The organism is Desulfobacter hydrogenophilus, from assembly GCF_004319545.1.
Lineage (GTDB): Bacteria > Desulfobacterota > Desulfobacteria > Desulfobacterales > Desulfobacteraceae > Desulfobacter > Desulfobacter hydrogenophilus.
This window is the reverse complement of sequence record NZ_CP036313.1, coordinates 662,012-680,316: the sequence shown is the minus strand read 5'-3', so window position 1 is coordinate 680,316 and position 18,305 is coordinate 662,012. Positions and strand designations below refer to the sequence as shown.

At 47.0% G+C, this 18,305-nt stretch carries 16 protein-coding genes; 5 read left to right on the top strand and 11 right to left on the bottom strand.

Annotated elements, in window-relative coordinates:
* Window positions 1–100: 100 nt before the first annotated feature.
* Window positions 101–1,306, top strand: a complete 1,206-nt coding sequence (locus tag EYB58_RS02935; protein WP_111955274.1) for an acetate/propionate family kinase — start codon at window positions 101–103, stop codon at window positions 1,304–1,306.
* 25 nt (window positions 1,307–1,331) lie between these two features.
* Here the strand turns inward: EYB58_RS02935 and crcB are convergent, their stop codons facing one another.
* Both crcB and EYB58_RS02925 read right to left on the bottom strand, forming a co-directional pair.
* The gene (gene crcB, locus EYB58_RS02930) at window positions 1,332–1,709 is read right to left on the bottom strand and encodes a fluoride efflux transporter CrcB (RefSeq protein WP_111955276.1); all 378 of its coding nucleotides are present in this window, start codon (window positions 1,707–1,709) and stop codon (window positions 1,332–1,334) included.
* Window positions 1,710–2,067: 358 nt separating this feature from the next.
* Window positions 2,068–2,268, bottom strand: a complete 201-nt coding sequence (locus tag EYB58_RS02925; RefSeq protein WP_111955278.1) for a hypothetical protein — start codon at window positions 2,266–2,268, stop codon at window positions 2,068–2,070.
* A gap of 463 nt (window positions 2,269–2,731) precedes the next feature.
* Here EYB58_RS02925 and EYB58_RS02920 point away from each other — a divergent pair, with 463 nt between their 5' ends.
* From EYB58_RS02920 to EYB58_RS02910, 3 genes are all read left to right on the top strand, one after another.
* Complete coding sequence (locus tag EYB58_RS02920) at window positions 2,732–4,117, top strand: sigma-54-dependent transcriptional regulator (RefSeq protein WP_111955326.1); 1,386 nt, start codon at window positions 2,732–2,734, stop codon at window positions 4,115–4,117.
* Between the two features lie 278 nt (window positions 4,118–4,395).
* On the top strand, window positions 4,396–6,360 hold the full coding sequence (acs, locus tag EYB58_RS02915; RefSeq protein WP_111955280.1) for an acetate--CoA ligase: 1,965 nt from the start codon (window positions 4,396–4,398) through the stop codon (window positions 6,358–6,360).
* A 240-nt stretch (window positions 6,361–6,600) separates the two neighbouring features.
* A complete protein-coding gene (locus tag EYB58_RS02910; protein ID WP_111955282.1) occupies window positions 6,601–8,295 on the top strand; it encodes a bifunctional sulfate adenylyltransferase/adenylylsulfate kinase in 1,695 nt (564 codons plus the stop codon).
* Window positions 8,296–8,416: 121 nt separating this feature from the next.
* On the opposite strand, the gene EYB58_RS02905 is transcribed toward EYB58_RS02910, so the two are convergent.
* From EYB58_RS02905 to EYB58_RS02885, 5 genes are all read right to left on the bottom strand, one after another.
* Window positions 8,417–9,397 (bottom strand): class I SAM-dependent methyltransferase, encoded by a 981-nt coding sequence (locus tag EYB58_RS02905; protein ID WP_111955284.1) that lies wholly within the window; start codon window positions 9,395–9,397, stop codon window positions 8,417–8,419.
* A gap of 70 nt (window positions 9,398–9,467) precedes the next feature.
* On the bottom strand, window positions 9,468–10,583 hold the full coding sequence (gene ald / locus EYB58_RS02900; protein ID WP_111955286.1) for an alanine dehydrogenase: 1,116 nt from the start codon (window positions 10,581–10,583) through the stop codon (window positions 9,468–9,470).
* A gap of 25 nt (window positions 10,584–10,608) precedes the next feature.
* Window positions 10,609–11,880 (bottom strand): adenylate/guanylate cyclase domain-containing protein, encoded by a 1,272-nt coding sequence (locus tag EYB58_RS02895; protein ID WP_111955288.1) that lies wholly within the window; start codon window positions 11,878–11,880, stop codon window positions 10,609–10,611.
* A gap of 44 nt (window positions 11,881–11,924) precedes the next feature.
* Window positions 11,925–13,763, bottom strand: coding sequence for an HDOD domain-containing protein (locus EYB58_RS02890; RefSeq protein ID WP_163354377.1), 1,839 nt, complete (start codon window positions 13,761–13,763; stop codon window positions 11,925–11,927).
* 182 nt (window positions 13,764–13,945) lie between these two features.
* Window positions 13,946–14,689 carry a metal-dependent hydrolase gene (locus tag EYB58_RS02885; protein WP_111955292.1) on the bottom strand — a complete coding sequence of 248 codons (744 nt, stop codon included), beginning with the start codon at window positions 14,687–14,689 and terminating at the stop codon, window positions 13,946–13,948.
* Window positions 14,690–15,044: 355 nt separating this feature from the next.
* Here EYB58_RS02885 and EYB58_RS02880 point away from each other — a divergent pair, with 355 nt between their 5' ends.
* Window positions 15,045–15,797 (top strand): alpha/beta hydrolase, encoded by a 753-nt coding sequence (locus tag EYB58_RS02880; RefSeq protein WP_111955294.1) that lies wholly within the window; start codon window positions 15,045–15,047, stop codon window positions 15,795–15,797.
* Window positions 15,798–15,893: 96 nt separating this feature from the next.
* Here the strand turns inward: EYB58_RS02880 and EYB58_RS02875 are convergent, their stop codons facing one another.
* The 4 genes from EYB58_RS02875 to EYB58_RS02860 form a co-directional block, all read right to left on the bottom strand.
* The gene (locus tag EYB58_RS02875) at window positions 15,894–17,135 is read right to left on the bottom strand and encodes a THUMP domain-containing class I SAM-dependent RNA methyltransferase (protein ID WP_242637530.1); all 1,242 of its coding nucleotides are present in this window, start codon (window positions 17,133–17,135) and stop codon (window positions 15,894–15,896) included.
* Between the two features lie 7 nt (window positions 17,136–17,142).
* Window positions 17,143–17,397, bottom strand: a complete 255-nt coding sequence (locus EYB58_RS02870; RefSeq protein WP_111955296.1) for an FmdB family zinc ribbon protein — start codon at window positions 17,395–17,397, stop codon at window positions 17,143–17,145.
* Window positions 17,398–17,525: 128 nt separating this feature from the next.
* Complete coding sequence (locus EYB58_RS02865; RefSeq protein WP_111955298.1) at window positions 17,526–17,885, bottom strand: NifB/NifX family molybdenum-iron cluster-binding protein; 360 nt, start codon at window positions 17,883–17,885, stop codon at window positions 17,526–17,528.
* Between the two features lie 18 nt (window positions 17,886–17,903).
* Window positions 17,904–18,284 (bottom strand): NifB/NifX family molybdenum-iron cluster-binding protein, encoded by a 381-nt coding sequence (locus EYB58_RS02860; protein WP_111955300.1) that lies wholly within the window; start codon window positions 18,282–18,284, stop codon window positions 17,904–17,906.
* Window positions 18,285–18,305 lie beyond the last annotated feature (21 nt).

The following is an 18,305-nucleotide window of genomic DNA, read 5'->3' as shown; positions in this document are numbered from 1 at the left end:
CTGGCTTCTCTGTTTAGCAGTTACAAAAATGTCAGCAAAAATCAGCAGGCTCTAAGGCTCTGGTCCGCATTAAACGCTTCCATTAAGCAAGGTTGGAAAAATGAAAGTACTTGTAATTAATTCAGGAAGTTCCTCCCTGAAGTATAAATTGTTTGATTTGGCCGGTCCTAAGGTCATATGCGCGGGTTTGGTGGAGCGCATCGGCAGTCCACAGAGCAGCCTGGTCCATACCCTGTATTCGGACCCCGGACCCGGTGAAAAAACCGAGATGTCTGAACGCTTTGAAAATCACACCAAGGCCATCGAAAAGGTGGCCGCTTTACTTCTGGCCGGTGATGATCCGCTTGTTAAATCCGCAGAAGAGTTGGCAGCCATTGGGCATCGGGTGGCCCAGGGCGGTGAGATTTTCAAGGAAAATTGCATCGTGGATGCCAAGGCCATTGAGGGTATCCGGAACAACATTGTGCTGGCGCCCTTGCATAACCCGGCTAATCTGGCCGGTATTGAAGCGGCCATGGTGCATTTCCCCGGCGTACCTTCGGTTGCCGTGTTTGACACGCTGTTTGCAAGCAATCTCCCTGATTATGTGTACCGGTATGCCTTGCCTACCGCTTATTACACTAAATATAAAGTCAGGCGGTACGGATTCCATGGCGCCTCCCACGCCTATGTCACCAAAACGCTTGCCGGTCTCATGGGAAAACCTTTAAATGCGCTGAACAATATTGTTTGCCACCTGGGGAATGGTTCTTCCATCACCGCTGTCAAAGGCGGCGTGTGTCGGGAAACTTCCATGGGTATGACACCCACTTCCGGGCTGATCATGGGGACCCGCTGCGGTGACATTGATCCTTCCCTGCCTGCTTATCTTACCTTCTGTACCGGGAAAAGTGCTGCACAGATTCAGACCATTCTTGACCGTGAAAGCGGTCTTGTCGGTATTTGCGGTATGAATGATATGCGGGATATTCACAAAGCCATCGCCTCGGGTGACGACAATGCAAGACTTGCCTTTGAGATGCTGTGTCACGGTATTAAAAAATATATCGGGGCTTACCATGCCGTACTTGGTCGTCTGGATGCCATTGCCTTTACCGCCGGCATCGGGGAAAATGACTCGGCAGTTCGGGGTAAATGTCTGGAAGGGCTTGGGCATCTGGGCATTATAGTGGATCAAGAGGTTAACGCCGGCTTAAGGGGTAAAGCCGCCCGTATCTCCACTGATGACAGTACCGTTGAAGTCTGGGTTGTTCCCACGGATGAAGAATTTGAGATTGCAACCATCTGCAAAGACCTTGTATTGTAAAATTACAAAAAAGTATTATTCTCTTTTAGAAGGCTTTTGATAGCCCGAATCCGGCCCAGACAAAAATCAGTCCGGCGATTAACTGGATAAGTCCATTTAGAACGGCCAGGCCGATCTGTCCGTTACGCATATATAAAAACGATTCAAATCCAAAGGTGGAAAACGTAGTGAATCCGCCTAAAAATCCGGTAAAAATAAGCAGTCGGACCTCCGGGAGAAAGATTTGCCGTGTGTCGGCAATGCCGCCTAAAAGTCCTATGATAAAGCATCCTAAAACATTGACGGTGATGGTCCCTAAAGGAAGCGATGTGTTTTTTGCAAAATTGATATACCCTTCATACACCAGAAAGCGGCACATGGCGCCCATGGCACCGCCTAATCCTACCATTGCTATGTTGATCATTTTTTATATAACCAATTTGTTGTGTGAACGAATCTGACGTTCAATAAAGATCCTTTGTTGTTATTAAAAGACCTGCCCAGGAATGCACTTTGGCCAAATCAATATGGACTGTCATAAAGTAAAATAAAGGTGAATACCACCTTTTTATTATAAGATCAGCAGGGAAGAATAATTACAAATATGGTTCATTGCTACATTAATGTATCTATTCTGTTATAATGGTGTTTTTGGGATAAAAAAACACCGGGAAAGCATCAGGCCTTGCCGGTGTTCTTCACATAAGGGACTCGGAAAAAATAAATCCCACATTTTGCCGGGAAGACACGCCATCCCCGGCAAAGGGGTGTTCAGTAAAAGACTATCCGATTTTTAACTGGATATTGTGGGAAGCCATGGTGCGGGTAACAGCACGGTTCATCTCGTCTAAGTCAAGATTAGAGCGGTATATCCCATTCATTTCGTTGATCTCTATCCCGTCTATGGTTTTACGAGTCAGTTTGAGCAGTACGCTGAGTCCGAATGTCTTTTTTACTTCAAATATTTTTTTGTTGCTATCCATTTTAATAAATCCTTTTTTTTAAATAAATCCTTGATTTGTGTGTCAAATCATAAAATTATAAAAAGCAAGTTGCGTACCATTATGTTTTGAAGTCGTTAAAAAAGTGCTGAAACTCAAAGTTGTCGGGGTGTTTGAGATGCGTTTGTATTTATTGTTAGAAACCCCTTAGTGTTATTATCGGAAAAATTGGGAAAAAATTGACATTTTTGTTCTACTTTTGTCGGGTTTTTTGAACAGCAGTTGACATTGGATTATTTTTTCAGGATAAAGATGGGGTGGCCGAACCCTTTAAATTCAGGAAGATTGACTTTGGTTTTAAACCACCGGGATATAAAGTTGTGCCGGTAATAATTATTATTCCGGAGTTCTGATCATTGTCTTGTTTGTCACAACCATTTTTATATTCATTCTTCCCATACTTGAAAATTTTTTAATGGATGGCAAGAAGGAGGTATTAAGCGTTTTGAATTCCCCAAATCCGGATAATCCCATATTCCTAGTGGACGACGATCCAAAAATTCTTGCTGCGGTAGAAACGGAGCTGCGAATGGTTGGTTTTGACAACATTGCCGCCATACAGGATTCAAGGGATGTGATCAGGACCATGGAACGTAGAATTCCCGGACTGGTCCTCCTGGATTTGAATATGCCTCATATCAGCGGCGACCACCTATTGAAAAGTATCCGAAAAACCTGGCCAAGAATACCCGTTATTGTGCTTACCGGTAATGTTGAGGTGGATACGGCTGTTAAGTGCATGAAGATCGGGGCCATGGATTATATCCTTAAACCCGTTGATGCGGATCGCCTGGTCAAGTCGGTAAAGTTGGCCCTTGATGGCGGGCAGGCTCCGGGGCAGCTTTCAAAGCCTATGCACCAGGCATTATTTGCCCAGATAAAAAAACCGGCAGCCTTCAGCGCTATCATTACCCAGGACAGTCAAATGCATGCCATTTTCCATTATGTGGAAGCTGTAGCGCCGTCTCCCCAGCCGGTGCTGATTTTTGGGGAAACAGGGGTGGGTAAGGAATTGATTGGCCAGTGCATACACAACTTAAGCGGCCGCAAGGGAAAATTAGTTAAGGTCAATGTGGCGGGACTGGATGATAATGTATTTTCAGATACTTTGTTCGGCCATGTGCCCGGTGCGTTTACCAGCGCCAGGAACGCCCGGCCGGGGTTGATCTTGAAGGCTTCCGGGGGGACTTTAATGCTCGATGAGATCGGTGATCTGGCATTATCCTCCCAGGTCAAGCTGCTCAGGCTGCTCCAGGAAGGAGATTATTTGGCATTAGGGTCGGATATTACCCGGCATTCGGATACCCGGATTATTGCGTCCACCAACCAGGATCTGTGGGCACTTGAAAAGCAGGGCAAATTCAGAAAGGATCTGATTTACCGCCTTTCCACACATACGCTGACCATACCGCCGTTGCGGGAACGCCTTTTAGACATCCCTTTGCTTCTGGACCGTTTTATTTGCCAGACTGCCGATGAACTGGACAAGCCTGTGCCTGATATTCCGAAAAGTCTTATTGAGACCATGGAAGAATATCCGTTTAAGGGAAATATCAGGGAGTTGAAATCCATGGTTTACGATGCCATGTCCAGATACCAGGGCGGCGCCATTTCTTCTGATCTGTTCAATGTTTCTACCCATGCCGATCCTGGGGTAGGGGCCTCTATGTCCTTAAATGCCGGACTTCCGACCTTGAAGCAAGCTGCTAATGAACTGGTGGAAAAAGCCATGGCCCATACAGGGGGAAATCAGTCTGCGGCAGCCAAGATTTTGGGTATTTCCCAGCAGGCGCTCAGTAAGCGTCTTCAAAAACTTCGCGGAGAGGAATAAGTTAGCCCGTCTACAATTTAATTGTATCTACAACATTAGTTGTGATATGGTTTATCTTACTTGTTTTTAAAGTTTATTCGTGTTTTATCTGGAAGAAGCCAACAACTTTTATTGTAGATTGGTTTTGCTTGTATGGAGTTTATTGATCTTAATATTCTTTTTAATATTAGGTTGTTATGTTTAAAATTCGTCTCCGGTACAAAGTTTGCTCTTTATTTGATGATAAAATGGTTAAAAATAAATTAAAGGTACATTTATAAGAAAAGGAGATCCTCAATATGAGCGAGAATATTTTTCATGCACCGGATAAATTTCGTGAAAATGCCTGGGTTAAATCCATGGACGAGTACAAGGCCATGTACAAAAAATCCGTGGAAGACCCTGAAGGGTTCTGGGGTGAAATTGCAGAAACGTTTTACTGGGAAAAAAAATGGGACAAGGTCCGGGATTTTAACTACAGTATGTCCAAGGGGCCGGTGTTCCTTGAATGGTTTAAAAATGCCAAGACCAATATTACATATAATTGTCTGGATCGTCATCTGGATACCCGGGGTGACCAGGCCGCTTTGATCTGGGAAGGAAACAGTCCGGATGAGGATATGGTGATCACCTACCGGGATCTCCATGAAAAAGTGTGTCGATTTGCCAATGCCCTGAAAAAAAGCGGTGTGGGCAAGGGTGACCGTGTGGCCATATACCTGCCGATGATCCCTGAACTGGCCATAGCCATGATGGCTTGTGCCAGAATCGGGGCCGTCCATTCCATTGTATTCGGGGGCTTTTCTTCCGAGGCCCTGGCTAACAGAATCATGGATTCCCTTTGCAAGGTTCTGGTGACATCGGATGGTGTAATGCGTGGGGCCAAGTCCATTCCCCTCAAGGGCAATGCTGACAAAGCCCTTAAGATGTGCGCAGACTTAGGGCACAGTGTCGGAACCTGTTTTGTAGTCAATCGAACCGGTTCTGACGTTAATATGGTGGAGAATCGGGATGTCTGGTGGCACGAGGCCGCCCAGGCCCAGAGTGCTGAGTGCCCCGTGGAATGGATGGATGCCGAGGATCCGCTGTTCATCCTTTATACATCCGGCTCCACAGGTACGCCCAAGGGGGTTCAGCATAATGTCGGCGGATATATGGTGTATACCGGAACCACCTTTAAATACGTATTTGATTACCACGAAGGCGATGTTTACTGGTGCACGGCAGATATCGGCTGGGTTACGGGCCATTCCTATATTGTTTACGGCCCGCTTTCCCAGGGTGCCACATCCATTATATTTGAAGGCATACCCTCCTATCCGGACCCCGGCAGGTTCTGGGCCACTGTTGACAAATGGAAGGTCAATCAGTTTTATACCGCCCCCACTGCCATTCGGTCGCTTATGGCCCAGGGCGAGAAATGGGTGGAACAATATGACCTTTCATCTCTGAGGGTTTTGGGATCCGTGGGCGAGCCCATCAATCCCGAGGCGTGGCAGTGGTACCATAAATATGTGGGAAAGGAGCAGTGCCCCATTGTAGATACCTGGTGGCAGACAGAGACCGGCGGCATCATGATTTCTGCTTTGCCCTATGCCATTGACCAGAAGCCCGGTTCCGCCACCCTGCCGTTTTTCTCTGTGCAGCCTGTGGTGCTTAGTGAAGAAGGAAAAGAGTTGACAGGGGCCTGCGAGGGAATCCTTGCAATCAAGGAACCCTGGCCCGGTCAGATGCGCACGGTTTATAACAGCCATGACCGGTTTGAAATGACCTATTTCCAGATGTTTGACGGATATTATTTTGCAGGAGACGGCTGCCGCAGAGATGAGGATGGTTATATTTGGATCACAGGCCGTGTGGATGACGTTATCAACGTATCCGGACACCGCATGAGCACAGCAGAAGTGGAATCTGCCCTGGGCAGTCATGTTAATGTGGCCGAGGCCGCAGTCATCGGATTTCCCCATGACATCAAAGGGCAGGGGATTTATGCGTTTGTTACCCTGAATATGGGTGTATCTCCGTCCGATGAACTGATGGCTGACCTGAAAAAACATGTGAGAACTGAAATCGGGCCCATTGCCACACCGGATATCATCAATTTTGCCTCGGATTTGCCCAAAACCCGGTCCGGCAAGATCATGAGGCGTATTTTAAGAAAGATTGCAACGGATGAGTATGATCAGCTTGGTGATTTATCCACCTTGTCGGATCCTGACGTTGTGGGCACTCTGATCAACAGCCATAAGGTGTTGATGAAATAGAAATAACCATTGACTTAATGTTTATAAAGGCCGGTAAACCAGACAGGTTTCCCGGCCTTTCCTGTTGTGATCCAGATGGGTACCTTTTTGTTCAAATACCTTAATCTTGACAGTTTGACTGATTTTGCTCTATAGCTACATGAGTTTGCTAAGGATCGGCAATCAATCATAAAAGATTCTGATGGGTGATTCGGTATTTTCACAGAAAATAAAGCGGGTTATTATTTAAAGGATAGTTACATGTCCCAAGACACATCTCTTGTCAATCTCCTGGTGGACCAGGATCGTCATATCGCACTCAAACAACTATTGTCTTCTTTACCGGATATTACACTGAACCTGCGTCAGATCTGTGATTTTGAACTGTTAACCACAGGTGTCTTCAGTCCGCTGAAAGGATTCATGACCCAGGAGGCGTATGAAAGTGTTCTGGACCGCATGCGCTTACCCTCGGGTGACATTTGGCCCGTGCCCATCTGCCTTGATGTTTCCCGGGATCTTTCAGACCGATTTGAGGCCGGCCAGTCGGCTGTTCTTCGTGACCCTGAAGGATTTCCTTTAGGTATCATGGCCATTGAGGATATCTGGCAGGCGGACCGGGAAAAAGAGGCCATGGCTGTTTACGGCACCACAGACATGACCCATGATGAGGTGGCTCGGCTTCAGGGCGGACGCGACAGATACTATGTCGGCGGCAGTATTGAAGCATTGAATCTGCCGATTCATTCTGATTTTAAGCAGATCCGCAACTCGCCTTCAGAGGTGCGGCAACAGTTTTGTAAGCTGGGATGGAAGCGGGTTGTGGGGTTTCAAACCCGGCAACCCATTCACCGTCCCCAGTTCGAGCTCACCATCCAGGCCATGAAAAAGGCAAAGGCAAATTTGTTGATGCTGCCTATCGCAGGCATCCCCAGACCCGGAGATTTTGATCATTATACCCGGATGCGATGTTATCAAAAGGTGGCAACCCATTATCCTCCAGACACCTTTATGCTCAATCTGCTGCCTTTATCCGCTCGGCTGGCAGGTCCCAGGGATGCGGTGCTTCACATGATCATCGGGAAAAATTTTGGGTGCACCCATTTTGTCATCGGGCATAATCATGCAACCCCGGGACGGGACAGCTTCGGAAATCCGTTCTACGATACTCCCCAGGTCAGGGAATTGGCCCAGGAGGCTGGCAAAGAGATCGGTATTGAACCGGTTTTTTTTGAAGAGATGGTCTATCTGCCCTTTGAAGATGAATTTAAGCTGGTCAGCGAGGTGAAGGACGGCCAGGAAACGCTGTCTTTTACCAATGACCATATCCGTGAACGGGTCCGAAGGGGTAAGCATATACCCGAATGGGCCAGTTTTCCGGAGGTGATCAAAGAATTGCGCCGTTCCTATCCGTCCCCTGCCACCCAGGGATTGACTGTTTTCCTCACAGGGCTTTCTGGAGCCGGGAAATCAACCATTGCCAATGTGCTGTATTCAAAATTTATGGAAATGGGCACCCGGCCCGTAACCCTTTTGGACGGTGATATCGTTCGGCGCAATCTGTCTTCGGAACTTAATTTTTCCAAAGAGCATCGTGATATCAATGTCCGGCGAATTGGGTTTGTGGCCTCTGAGATCACCAAGAACAGAGGTGTCGCCATCTGCGCCCCCATTGCCCCTTACGAGCGAACAAGGTCAAAAATACGAACATCCATCGAAGCCCATGGCGGATTTTTTGAAATCCATGTGGCCACCCCCATCAGCGTGTGCGAAAAAAGGGACCGCAAAGGCATGTATGCTAAAGCCAAGGCAGGGCTGCTCAAAGGCTTCACCGGGGTGGATGACCCATATGAGGAACCGTCAAACCCGGAGCTGTCCATTGACACCTCCAACCTGACCCCGGATGAGGCGGTTCAGCAGATTTTACTGCTGATCAGTGAAAAGGGGTTTGTGTAACGTTTCGCGAGTGTCTGAACGAAGGCTCACAATCAAAATAAAACCGTCCATATGACTGGCCTTTTAAGTCCGGGTCATGAATTAAGATCCATTGGGGAACATTAGCGTCTATATCATAAAATCAAGTCCGAACAGGAGTTTCACCGTCTATATGGATTCGCCAGCACCGGTGGATCTTTTTTTGGGGGGAGACATAATCCTCCGGGATCGTCTCCCGGGTGATTTCCTGAATATCATCGGCGTCAAGCTTGTTTTCAGCTAGGGAGAAATTTTGGTGATTGGTGGAAAAAAATACCGTGCTCCCCGGGCGCATGAGCTTGAATACCTGGTTGAGCAAAAATGGATAGTCGCCGGCAATATCAAAGTGCTTGTTATCCATGCGCGTGGTGGAATAGGAGGGTGGATCCACCACCGCCAGATCGTATCTGTGTTTAAGTCGAACCGCTTTTTTCAAAAAATCAAAAGTATCCATCCGGACCTGGGTGTGGCAGGGCGCCGACAACTTATTTAGGGCCATATTTTCTTTGACCCAGGCAATGGCGGTTTCGGACCGGTCCACGGACAGGGTGGAGACTGCCCCGCCCTTTGCTGCATAGCAGGTGAATGCGCCTGTGTAGCAATACAGATTTAAAAAATCCTTACCCTGGACCATTTGCCTGACCATCATCCGGGTGTTCCTGTGGTCGGAAAATAGACCTGTGTCCACATAGTCGCTGGGGTTGACCAAAAACTGAAGATCTCGCTCCCACATGGGGATTTTTTTGTTTTTTGTATTAATCCTTTGGTACCGGGCCCCGTCCTTTATGCCTGCTTTGCGGATTTTAAGATGCAGGTTTTCCTGGGGAACATCAAGGGCCAGGGCTACAGCCTGGCCCATCAGGGGCAGCCACTCCGGCTTGGACTGTTTTCTGGCATATTCTCCCACCACAAGATGTCCTGCATACCAGTCCACCACAGCCCTGATCTCTGGGATATCCCAGTCATAGAGCCGGAAAACCTGCAGGTTCTGTTTTGTAAAACGCTTATACAGGTGCTTGAATCTTTTTTTTACCCGGTTGGCCAGCATCTGGGACTGGGCCTGGTCTTTTTTATTGGTCTCCATGGCAAAAGGTCATACACCATTCAAATGTGAATGGCAAGAAAGGCAAAGGTGTTCGGGCCTCGGCTTTTTTTTAATTCAGCAATTTGTCGACGGGTGTATAGATCAGCCCGAAGGCTACGGCCACGGCCTTGTAGGTCACCTTGCCTTCGATGATGTTGGCACCAAGTTTGATCTCTTTGTTGTCCTGCATCGCCTTTTTCCACCCCTGGTTCGCGATTTGCAGCGCATACGGTAATGTGGCATTGGTCAACGCCAGCGTCGATGTTTTGGCCACAGCTCCAGGCATGTTGGCCACACAGTAGTGCACCACGCCGTCGATGATAAAGGTGGGATTGCCGTGGGTGGTGGCCTTGGAGGTTTCAAAGCAGCCTCCTTGGTCGATGGCCACGTCCACCAGCACCGAGCCGTTCTTCATGGTTTTGAGCATGTCACGGGTCACCAGCTTGGGTGCCTTGGCTCCGGGAATCAGCACAGCCCCGATTACCACATCGGCCTTTTTGATCAGCTTGCGAATCGTTGCCGGGTTAGACATCAGGGTGAAGCAGTTGGCCGGCATCACGTCGCTTAAGTAGCGCAATCGGTTCAGGTTCATATCCAAAAGGTAGACCTTGGCTCCCAGGCCGCAGGCCATTTTGGCCGCGTTGGTCCCGACCACGCCGCCGCCGATCACCATCACCGTGGCCGGTTCCACCCCGGGCACCCCGCCCAGAAGAATGCCGTGGCCACCCTGGGGCATCTCCAAAAATTTGGCGCCTTCCTGGATGGCCATGCGTCCGGCGACTTCGCTCATGGGGGTCAATAGCGGCAGGCTGCCGTCGGCCTTCTGGATGGTTTCATACGCGATGCATACGGCCTTGCTTTTAATCAATGCCCGTGTCTGGGGCTCATCGGCCGCCAGGTGCAGGTAGGTAAAAATAATCTGTCCTTCCCGGATTAAGTCGTACTCCGGCGGCAAAGGCTCTTTAACGTGCATGACCATGTCAGCGTCAGCGTATATTTGTTTGGGCGTATGGACTATTTTCGCCCCGGCTCGGGCGTAGGCGTCGTCGCTAAAGTCGCTGCCTATTCCGGCGCTTTTTTCCACCAGCACTTCGTGCCCGCTCTTAACCATCACCTCCACCCCCGCCGGGGTCATGCATACACGGTTCTCCTCAGATTTTATCTCTTTGGGTATTCCTACAATCATGTTGGCTCCTTCTTTATGCATGCGGTTACGAATATTGGGGCTCCAGTTGGAACAGACAAACCCTCTTCTCCTTTCCCTTCAACTTCACATGGTCCAGTCGGGTCACCCCCTTTAAGTTCTCCAGGGAGTCCACATGGGGCTTAATTTGTTTCCACACCGCACTGGAGACGAGTATCTGATTGGATCCGGCAAGGGATTCAATTCTTTGGGCCATATTTACGGTATCCCCCACCACCGTATAATTTAAATGCGCTTCAGATCCCATGAATCCTGCAACAAGTTCCCCGTAATTGATACCCACGCTCATTTGCAGTTGTCTAAAGGTCTTTTTGATCTCGCGGTTCAGGTCATGAAGTACTGAAAACATTTCAAGGGCAGTCCGTACGGCATTCAGACAGCTGTCCGGATCCTCCAGGGGGGTTCCGAACACAGCCAGAATGCCGTCTCCCAGCAGTTTGTCCAGGGTTCCCTTGTTCTTGAAAATTAGCGGTATCATCCGGGAGAAGAAGTGGTTTAGCAGAATTACCACCTCTTCGGGTTCCATATTTTCAGAAAAACTTGTAAATCCATTTAAATCAACAAAAATAACAGCAGCCAGTTTTTTTTCTCCGCCAAGCCTTAATTTCCCCTTTTTGAATATTTCTCCAATAACGTTTTTCGAAAAAAAACGGCTTAACTGAATCATTTGTTTCTCTTCGTTCAACTTACCATAGTAAAGCCGTAAAAAAACCATGCTGTTGTGCAGATGATCACATACCACATTATAAAAAAGGAAGTGGGAGGATTCAAACATACTGTTATCTCTTCCGAAAAGCATGAGAATGGCAATGACTTTGCCTTTGGAACGTATGGATTGACCATAAAAGGCGTAATCCTCATCGGAAAACAGATGGGTATAGGCTGTATCCTGCTTGGATAATTCTTTTTCCACATCTTTGAGGCTGGCGATGAGAACGTTTGTTTTTTCCCCAAGAAGTGATTTAAAAAAAGGGAGATGTTTTATGGCCGTCAGATTAAACGTCTCCCCTATCTTCGTATGGAAGAAATGGTCCTTTTTAATTTCATTGTCCGGGGCGAAATACAATGCAGCGGCGGCAAGGCCCTTATATTTTTTTAAACACTCCAAGTGCCGTATCCATATCAAATCCTGATCGATAAAATCAATCTGCTGCATGGTGTTGTTCATCTCTTTGATAATGGAGAGCTCATTAATTTTTTCATCATACTTTTTTTGAATGGAGAGGAAGTTTTTTTTGAATTCCTCAAACTGCTCTTGGGCTCTCTTATCTTTATTCATGGCTTTTTCCTATGTCACGTTTGATCTTATCCTTGCTGGTTGTTTCAACCGGCGATATCCAACAAATGGGCACTGTCCTTGAGAATTTCGAGCACATCTTCCAAAGACCGCTCGATGAATTGGGTATTAAAGTTAGAAAATAACTTTTTCATGGCGATCATGTGATCCACCTTAAACTGTTGTTTCACCTTCTGCGTTGCCGTTTCATTCGTATCCGTGTTCTTTTTTAGGGCAAGTATATTGGAAATATAATCCGAGAAGCCGATTATGGCGGCAAATAGTGAATACTCCCCGGCAGCCGACGGTTGATGGTGAAAGGCCACGGCATGAATAAGGGAATCAGGTAGATTCCAGTTTTCTCCAATGCTTTTTCCGATTTTGCCATGGTCCATGCCCAGAATCTCCTGTTCGACGGCACTGATGGAAACAACACTTTCCTCCGAACGCGTCAGAACTGTTGTATATAACTCCGAGAAATTTTCGATCAGATAGACCTTGCCAAGATCATGGAGGAGTCCGGCAGTAAAAATTCCCATATCTTTGAATTGGGGCAGATCCCGGCAAAGATACCTTGCGATCAAGGCCGTTTCCATGGAGTGACGCCACAGGGCTTTCGGATTGATCAAGCCTTTGAGATCTGCATCCAGGAACGATTTTGATAATGAGAGGCCAAAGGCCATGTTTATCACTTCCTCGGTTCCCAGTAGAACAACCGCATCTTTGATAGAGCTGATTTTATTGCTTAACCCGTAAAAGGGTGAATTGACAATTTTTAATATTTTTATAGTTAATGAAGGCTCCAGCAGTATTTTTTCGGCAATATCATCCAGATTTGATTTGGGATCGGACGCCAAACTGTACACCTGCATCGCTATGGATGGCATGGTAAAAATGGAGTCCACCTGGTTCAGGCGGAACATGACTTTTTCCATGTTCACCTGCCGGCCTTTGAGATTTTTAGCAAGCTGCATCTGGTTGATAATTCTGCGAACGATTTTTTTTGCGGTAACGACATCGCGCGGGGAGGATTGGCTCTTTATTTTTTTCGCCAGATAGGATGTTAGATGGGAATCGTGGGGAAGTTGAAGAAAAAAATTTTTCTGATCAGATATGGGGATTTTACTCAACGCTCCCCATAACACATCAGGGGGCAAGGCTGTAAGCTCATTGTAAAAGTCTCCTCTTGCTTTATTAAAACAAATGGTTAATTCCTGGGAGTCCGAAAGGGAATCATTGTTTTTCTGAGGGAAATTGTTCTGGGGTGAAATCGTTTCTCTTTTCTTCTGACCGTCATTAATGCTTTCCTTATGGGAGACCATATTTTTTTGGGCTACCGCGATCAGGTCATAAAAGGATTTTCCATCGTCAGGTATCACTGCAAATCCGATACGGACCGAAATGTCTTGCTGGATATATTTTTCCATGCAATATATGATTTTTTGAAACACAACATTGCAAGAATCCCGATCCGTAGCAAAACCCAGCAGGATAAAGGTGGTGTCATCAATCACAAAAACAGAATCACTATACCTGAACATATTCTCAATTTTTTCTTGTTTCCCCAGGAGGGAAGGCAAGAAGAAATCTTTTTCACCTGGTTCTACCGTCACATAAAAGAGGGATGTTTCCACACAGGCACGCAAAGTTTTGCTGAATTCTTTGGAGATCCACTTCAACTGCCTGGGATCAATGGCAAAGGGAAGCCTTTCGTCCTTGATCACCGTCGTTACTTCGCACTCCACATCAAGATTGAAAAGATATTTACGGGCAACCTCCATATTTTCTTCTCTGTTAACATCCCCTAGGACTGCAGGGGGATGTTGAAGAATATATGCCACTTTCTCAGGGGAAAGTTTGAACTCTTTTTTCAAAAAACGGGGCAACTTAACGTGATGTCCTCCGGTATTGCACTTTTTTAGAATCACCCTGTGAGACGTTTGTATCATCGTTAGTAGTTCCAGAATCGTGTATTAAAATGATTGTTCATAGTAAAATTGCCTGATTGTATAAATTTCCAATAACACAGCGAAGATATCGAAGCAACTGGAATGCCAGAATTCAAGGCCTATTTTATGATATCTGTTTTTTCGATCTCGGCATACAGCCGGCTGAACCATTTCCCATTGGGAAAAAATTCTAGGTGTTCATAGGTTTGAGGGGTAAAAATTACCGAAAAAAAATAAGTGTGACTGGGCATGGCCACAAACAAGACGGCAATGAGCATATAAATAGCGATGGTTTCCTTAATGTATTTAAGGCTTCCAAATTTAAAGGCCGTGCCTGAAGATTTTTTTGTTTTCAGGCTTAAAAAATTGAGGCCGCATAGTTCATCAAGTAGGAGATGCAAGATCGAACCGCCAAAAACAAACCCCCCGGCCATCCAGGAGACAAAATCATTGAAATGAAACACGCGATTCAGACCGATTGCCGCTATGCATCCAAAGGCCACTGCCGCCGGTATGGAATGGATAATGCCTCGGTGTACTGTCAGTTTTGTAAACAAAGAAAAAATAAAAATTTTTATAAAAATGAAACTTGCCGCCCAGATGATAAACAGCTCCATCACTGTGTTATCCGCCCGTTGCTTGAACATGACTAAAAACGATATTAATGTCGCAATAAATGTAAACAGCAAGCGGACCGTTAAAGAACTGTCTGAATCAATGTCCGGCAACAGGCCGCCCACCACTCCCAGAGTAAAGTAAAGCAGTACTTCCTGGGGAGATGCAACAGCCGCTGCAAACAGCATTGTAGCCGCAATGCTGCTTCCGATGCTTGCCACGGTGAGATGTGTTTTAAAATCCGCCACTGTTTAAATCGGATTATTCTCCTTGAAATACGTTTTTTGATACCACCTAAAAAAGTCATATTTTGCATAAGAAAGCACACGTTCGTTAAACCCGTGTGTTACTTTCACTCTTTATTGTGGAGAGCCCGGGCGCAGGATCAGGGCAGCCAGCAGAGCTATTATAGCATATAGGATTCAAATTTGTAACTCAACTTTCGGTGATTAAAGACGCCAATGAAAGAAAATATAACAAAATGAATCCTAACTTTACCGGTCTGCAAAATTAGATCATAAATTCTGAGCAGATTAGGGCCTATTCTTCATTGCCTTGACATACCCGCTTTGATAATTTAATCACTAATCAAAAGGAGTGTCTATGAATAATATACTTGATCATTCATTAATTGGGCAGCGTTATTTTTTTCCTCGTAAGGGATTTTTTGCTGACCCTTTTTGGGTGGAGGTTGATGGTGCCAGGCTAGCATGCAGCTATCATGAAATTAATCCCGGGGCGAAAACCCTAGTACATTTTCACGGTAATGGTGAGATTGTTGATGACTGGCGAGGTGATTTTGTTACCTTGATTAATCAGATGGGCTGTAATTGTTTGTTGGCAGAACTGCGCGGTTATGGGCAATCCAGTGGTCAAGTACAATTGGGTAAAATGATTAGCGATGTCGCGCCAACTATCGAGGCATTAAAATGCAAAGAGCAGGATTTAATCTTTTTCGGACGTAGTGTTGGTGCGATTTTTGCTCTTGAAGCCGCCGCTCGCTTTCCGAATGCTGCCGGGTTGGTTCTTGAAAGTGCTATTGCCGATGTTCTTGAGCGGTTGTTGTTACGTGTTCACCCGGATGAGCTTAATATTGATTTGTCTACTTTACGCAACGTCGTAGATCAGCAGCTTAATCATCAAAAGAAAATCGCTTTATTTAAAGGCGATGTGCTGGTGCTGCACTCGGTTAATGATGGTTTGGTTGATGTCAGTCACGGTAAGCGGCTTTATGATTGGGCTCCGGAGCGTAAAACCATTAAGCTATTTGATCAAGGCGATCACAACAGCATTATGATGCTTAATGCCGAAGAATATTTTGCTTGTTTGGAGAATTTTATTCGTAGTTTGGACTAAGGACCGCGAATTAAATAACTTGAACGAAATAGCTTGCCTTTTGGCCCATCTACTTCGTTGCATCAAAGGTCCAACTAAGGGAATTACACGGTCGATTTATCGACCGATCACGCCGATGGCGGTATAAAGATCAAGTCCGCCATGGAAAAGAGGCATGGTTGACAGGCCCAGGTTCAGTGCCAGGAATTCTTTTTTGCCCGGGCATATAATTCCTGCCCGCCATCCTTTGAAATCAGCAGTCAATTTTTGCCCGATCTTTTTATAAAAGGTTGTGATGTCATCATTTTGATCCAGGCGTATGCCATAGGGCGGATTCAAGACGATCACACCCTGGTTGTCTGTAATGGGTGGGGGCTTCAGGTTAAAAAAATCATCACAGACGGGACAGATGCGCTGGAACACCTTGTCTCGGGTGCAGGTCTGTTTCAGGTGATCAATGGCTGTCCGGTCCAGATCTTGTGCCGGAATGGGGGGCAGCGCTCCGGCGTCCATGCATGCCCAGGCAGCTGCCATCAGTTTATTACGGGCATGGGTGATACTTTTTTCCTCAAATCCAGGCCAGGCTTCAAAGGCAAAGGATCTGAATGCCCCTGGGGGCATTGCGCACTGCATCATGGCACCTTCTAGGCTGAAGGTGCCGGAGCCGCACATGGGGTCGACAAGCGTGTCTTGTTCAGATAGGCCCAGCCGGGTCAGAATGGCAAAAGCGAGGGTCTCACGCAAAGGTGCTTTGACAATTTTTTCTTTAATGCCCCGTTTGTATAAAGGTGTGCCGGACATGTCCAAAGAGAGTTCAAATCTGTCATTCTCCCCGCGTACCATCAAGGTCTGGGGAATGCTTCCGGCTGATCCGGTGACGTCATGATGCCGGAGCGTATCCTTTAAACATAGCCGGTCATGAACGATGGGCCTGATCCGGTCGGCAATGGCTGTGGAGTGATACAGGCGCGACTTGTGGGTGGTGACCCTGATATCGGCCAGGGCCTGGTGCGGTAGGTACAATTCCCAGTCAATGGCTTTAACCTGTGCTTCAAGCCGCCTGAAACCGTCTGCCTTGAATGATGCAAGACGCATGAGAATCCGGGTGGATGATCCCATCAAAATATTGGCCAGGCAGGCGGTTTTCAGCCGGGTTTTGAATTCAATCCCCCCGGGGAGGACCTTGATATCACTGATTTTATAGTGATCTGAAAATATTTCCCTCGCCTTTTGGGACACCTGTAACACCTCTTTTTCACAAACGCCGCCAAGGCCCGGCGGATATACGGCGAAAAAAACATGGGGTCTTGCCGAAATACGGCGTTTTATCCGTTTTTCAAAGGCTGAAGGATTTTGCACAATCGTCTTAAAAGGTCCTGCCGCAGCAGGAACCGGGACCGGCACATCCGCTTTTTTCACCGGGCCTGGAGCCACAGCACGCTGTGTCATTGGGACCGGGCATGGAACTGCCGGATTTGCCCGAAAGGCTTGAGTGGGCTACCATGAGTTTTTCAAGGCGGGTAGAGCCACATTCAGGACAGACCGCCTGGTCATCCCGGTTGGTCATAAGCAGTTCAACGATCCGGTTGCATTCCGGGCAATGAAAGTCATATAAAGGCATAATATCTCCTTTGGTACTGTAAATATAAATATAGCACACCCTGTGCTGATGACATCTTTTTAAATGAGACGGGGGTAAGATAGGGGTAAAAAGATGCCACCAAAACAGGGTGTGCTTCATATTAATTTCTACCAGTGTCCTTCGGCGTTTGCGTCGTCGGCAAATGTGAATTTACCGGCTTTATAGTCTTCAATCGTATCCCTGATCGTGCCTGAGGCGTCATTTGCTACTTTTACGCCTGCGCTGTTAAGGGTCTTGAATGCATTGGGTCCGCAGAACCCTGTGATCAATACCTGTGCGCCTTTGTCACAGACCGATGAGGCCGCAGTAATGCCGGCACCTTTAAAGGCGTTTTTATTTTCAGAGTTGTCAATGGCCTCAAAATCCAGGGTGTCTGTGTCCACCACAATGATGTAGGCAGCTCTGCCGAATCTGGGGTCCACCTGGGCATCAAGGTCTTTGCCTGTTGATGTGATAGCTATTTTCATTGTTTTATCCTAAACGTGTTATTGTGCGCCACCGCCACAAACCTGATCATTCCTGATTTGCTCCAGTTTGTCGGCAATCAGATCCATGACCACAGGCTCAATATCCGGGCGCTGGTCATCATGATACACATCAATGCCCACCTGGCGGAAGCCCATGAGCGGCCGCATGCCGATGCCGCCAACGATCAGGGCATTCACCCGGTGCTCGGCCAGAAGGTTTACAGGTACCATGCAGCCGCCTTGGGCATGCTCCTGGTTGGCAGTGGTGGATACCTTTTCAATTTTTCCATCCTTGACATCCACAAAGGTAAATACGTCGCAATGTCCGAAATGGCCTGCACGGGTACCGGAAAGTCCTCCTTCACCGTTGGAGGGGATTGCAATTCTACCGTTTTCCATAATTTTTACTTACTCCTTTAC